Below are 4,024 nucleotides of genomic sequence, written 5' to 3'. Positions count from 1 at the left end.
GCGTTGGCACTCAAGGCGGCACGCGCCGTTGGGCGTCCGGCGATCCTCGATGCCGACACCGCACCGTTGCCGGTCCTGGAACAGCTGTTGCCGCTCGCTACGCACATCGTCGCTTCGGAGCCGGCGGCGCGCATCGTCTGCGGCCAGGCGCTCGATCCGGAAACGGCTTGCGCCGATCTCGCCAGCCGCACCGACGCCTTTGTCGCGGTAACCGGCGGCGCGGCGGGCTGTTGGTGGCACGACCGTTCCGCAGGCTGTGTGCGCCATGTCGCGGCGCCGAAAATCAAGGCGGTCGACACACTGGCCGCCGGCGATGTCTTCCACGGCGCCTTCGCCGTCGGGTTGGCGGAAGCCATGCCGGTCGAGCAGGCTTTGCGCTTTGCCAGTGCGGCCGCGGCGCTCAAATGCCTGCGCTTCGGCGGCAGGCTGGGCGCGCCGGATAGGGCCGAGACGCTGGCCATGGTTGCGCAGGCCTGGCCAGCCTGAAACTGACGCTTTTGTTTTGACGCAATTCCCAAGGGAAAGCGCTAGCGCTTTTCCCGGGAAAAACGCCTCACACTTTTCCTGGAATTGCTCTAGCCCTTCGCGGGATGCTCGACGGCCTGGCGACCGAAATCGGGCACGTCGATGTCCTGGCCGGCTTCGATGATCGAGCGGCGCACAGCCCGCGTCCGGGTGAACAGGTCGAAGAGCTTTTCGCCATCGCCCCAGCGGATCGCGCGTTGCAGCGACGCCAGGTCTTCCGAGAACCGCGCCAGCATTTCGAGAATGGCGTCCTTGTTGTGCAGGCAGACATCCCGCCACATGGTCGGGTCGGAGGCGGCAAGGCGGGTGAAGTCGCGGAAGCCGGAAGCCGAATATTTGATCACTTCGGACTTGGTTACCGACTGCAGATCATCGGCGGTGCCGACGATGTTGTAGGCGATGATGTGCGGCAAATGCGAGACGATGGCCAGCGTCATGTCGTGATGCTGCGGATCCATCGTGTCGATGTTGGCGCCGCAGCGGCGCCAGAACTCCGACAGCCTCTCCAGCGCATCCGGGTCGGTGTCGGGCAGCGGCGTGAAGATGCACCAGCGATTGTCGAACAGGTCGGCGAAACCGGCGTCGGGGCCGGATTTTTCCGTGCCCGCCAGCGGGTGGCCGGGAATGAAATGGACGCCTTCAGGCACATAAGGCTGCATCTGCGCGATGACGGACGCCTTGGTCGAGCCGACATCGGTGAGGATCGCGCCCGGCTTCAGCGCCGGCGCGATTTCCTCGGCAACCGCGCCGGATGAGCCTACCGGCACCGAAATGATGACAAGGTCGGCATCGCGGACAGTCTCTCTCGCATCGGTGGTATAGCTATCGCCCAGCCCAAGCTCCTCGGCTCGCGCCAGCGTCGCCGCACTGCGCGTTGATATGGCTACGTGACGGGCCAGCCCCTCGCGGCGGATGACGCGGGCCAGCGACGAGCCGATCAGGCCGATGCCGACCAGCGCGATCTTTTCAAACATCGGTGATGTCATGGTCTCTAGCTTTTCAGGAATGTCGTGAGAGCGGCGACAACGCCGCGATTGGCCTCTTCGGTGCCGACGGTCATGCGCAACGCGTTGGGAAAGCCATAGCCCGAAACGCGCCGCAATATATAGCCGCGCGCCGTCAGATAGTCGTCCGCCGCCGCCGCCGAATGCTTCTGGTCATCGGGAAAATGAATGAGAACGAAATTGCCGACGCTCGGCGTTACCCGCAGCCCGAGCTTTGTGAATTCCTCGCTCAACCAGGCAAGCCAGGTCTCGTTGTGCGCCACGCTGCGCTCGACATGGGCGCGGTCGCGGATGGCTGCGATACCGGCCTCGATCGCCGTCGCATTGACGTTGAAGGGACCGCGCACGCGGTTGATGGCGTCGACGATATGCATCGGCGCATACATCCAGCCGATCCGCGCGCCACCGAGGCCGATCTTGGAGAAGGTACGGGTCATCACCACGTTCTCGGTGCTGCCGACCAACTCGATGCCGGCCTCATAGTCGTTGCGGCGGACATATTCGGCATAGGCCGCGTCGAGCACCAGAAGCACGTGCCTGGGCAGGCCGGCATGCAGCCGGCGCACCTCCTGGAACGGCACATAGGTGCCGGTCGGGTTGTTGGGATTGGCGAGGAACACGATCTTGGTGCGCGGCGTGACCGCGGCCAGGATGGCGTCGATGTCGGCGCGCTCATCTGTTTCCTTGATCGTCACCGGAACGGCACCCGCCGACTGGATGTAGATCTTGTAGACCATGAAGGCGTGTTCGGTGATGACGGCCTCGTCGCCGGGCGCCAGATAGGTCTGCGCCAGCAGGCCGAGAATCTCGTCGGAACCGTTGGAACATATGATGTTCTGAGGGTTGAGGCCATGCACCTCGGCGATCGCTTCGCGCAGCCGCCTGGCGGTGCCGTCGGGATAGATGTCGAGCTTGCCGGCAATCTCGCGCGCGGCTTCGATCGCTTTCGGCGAGGGCCCTAGCGGATTCTCGTTTGATGACAGCTTGTGGGCCTTGGCGACGCCGGCGGGCGCCGTGCTCTTGCCCGGCACATAGGCGTCGATGTCCATGATGCCCGCACGCGGGGTTGGACGTGCCTGGTCCGGTGTCTGGCTCATGTCGCAAAATCCGTCGAGAACGCTTCCTCGGGGAAGCCGCAGCGGAAATACAAGCCGTGGCCTGCAATGTCGAGAGGCGACAGCCATCGCCCAGGGCTGGCCGTTGACGACGGCGCGCCACAGCCCTAGAAGGGGTGCGAACTTCCGTGGTGATTTGGCCGGTCGGCTTGCAGCCACGTTAAACAACTTGCTAAAGGGCCGTTTGCATCCTGTAACCGGCTTTGCGACCGCAATGCCGGTTTTTTGTTGTCCGCGCCGGCCGGACACCCGTATCGGCATCGACTTTCGACAAACGCGATGCGTGGGCTCAAAGTGTGAGATGGATGTCATGGCCGTTCTGCGTGCCCGCAAAACCAACAACGAGGTCGACCAGCCGTCGAGCCCGGTTTTGCGTTTTGGATCCGACAAGCCGCTCAAGCTGGACGCCGGCACGCTGCTTTCACCGTTCCAGATCGCCTACCAGACCTACGGCACGCTGAACGATGCCCGCTCCAACGCCATCCTCGTCTGCCATGCACTGACCGGAGACCAGCACGTCGCCAGCACCAATCCGGTGACCGGCAAGCCTGGCTGGTGGGAAGTGCTGATCGGCCCCGGCAAGATCATCGACACCAATCGCTTCTTCGTCATCTGCTCCAATGTCATCGGCGGTTGCCTTGGGTCCACCGGTCCGGCCTCGACCAATCCCGCCACCGGCAAGCCCTATGGGCTTGACCTGCCCATTATCACCATTCGCGACATGGTGCGGGCGCAGCAGATGCTGATCGACCATTTCGGCATCGAAAAACTGTTTTGCGTGCTCGGCGGCTCGATGGGCGGCATGCAGGTGCTGGAATGGGCGTCGAGCTATCCGGAGCGCGTCTTCTCGGCGCTGCCGATCGCCACCGGCGCGCGCCATTCCTCGCAGAACATCGCCTTTCATGAGGTTGGCCGCCAGGCTGTCATGGCCGATCCGGACTGGCATGGCGGCAAATATTTCGAGCACGGCAAACGCCCGGAAAAGGGCCTGGCGGTAGCGCGCATGGCCGCCCACATCACTTACCTGTCGGAAGCCGCCCTGCACCGCAAGTTCGGCCGCAATCTGCAGGATCGCGAAGCGCTGACCTTCGGCTTTGACGCCGACTTCCAGATCGAAAGCTATCTGCGCCACCAGGGCATGACCTTCGTCGATCGCTTCGACGCCAATTCCTACCTCTACATGACGCGGTCGATGGACTATTTCGACCTTGCCGCCGACCATGGCGGCCGGCTGGCCGATGCTTTCGCCGGCACGAAAACCCGCTTCTGCCTGGTGTCGTTCACCTCGGACTGGCTTTTTCCGACCGAGGAGAGCCGCTCGATCGTGCATGCGCTCAACGCCGCCGGCGCATCGGTATCCTTCGTCGAGATCGAGACCGA

The 4,024-nt window shown here is 63.7% G+C and carries 4 protein-coding genes and 1 riboswitch; of the genes, 2 read left to right on the top strand and 2 right to left on the bottom strand.

Features of this window, described 5'->3' with window-relative positions:
- Positions 1 to 486 (top strand): PfkB family carbohydrate kinase (locus EN984_RS25005; protein WP_245480112.1); only part of this gene is annotated, 486 nt, incomplete at its 5' end.
- Positions 487 to 575: 89 nt separating this feature from the next.
- Here EN984_RS25005 and EN984_RS25000 read toward each other — a convergent pair.
- Positions 576 to 1,511, bottom strand: a complete 936-nt coding sequence (locus EN984_RS25000) for a prephenate/arogenate dehydrogenase family protein (protein ID WP_206517072.1) — start codon at positions 1,509 to 1,511, stop codon at positions 576 to 578.
- Positions 1,512 to 1,516: 5 nt separating this feature from the next.
- On the bottom strand, positions 1,517 to 2,626 hold the full coding sequence (hisC, locus tag EN984_RS24995) for a histidinol-phosphate transaminase (protein ID WP_127271089.1): 1,110 nt from the start codon (positions 2,624 to 2,626) through the stop codon (positions 1,517 to 1,519).
- A 136-nt stretch (positions 2,627 to 2,762) separates the two neighbouring features.
- Positions 2,763 to 2,840: riboswitch (SAM riboswitch) on the top strand.
- A 114-nt stretch (positions 2,841 to 2,954) separates the two neighbouring features.
- Between hisC and EN984_RS24990 the strand changes: the two genes are divergently transcribed.
- A partial coding sequence (locus tag EN984_RS24990; RefSeq protein WP_127384017.1) for a homoserine O-acetyltransferase occupies positions 2,955 to 4,024 on the top strand: 1,070 nt, incomplete at its 3' end.

Origin of the sequence: Mesorhizobium sp. M7A.F.Ca.CA.004.12.1.1, assembly GCF_003997835.1 — a bacterium.
Classification (GTDB): domain Bacteria; phylum Pseudomonadota; class Alphaproteobacteria; order Rhizobiales; family Rhizobiaceae; genus Mesorhizobium.
This window is presented reverse-complemented; position numbering and strand designations above follow the sequence as displayed.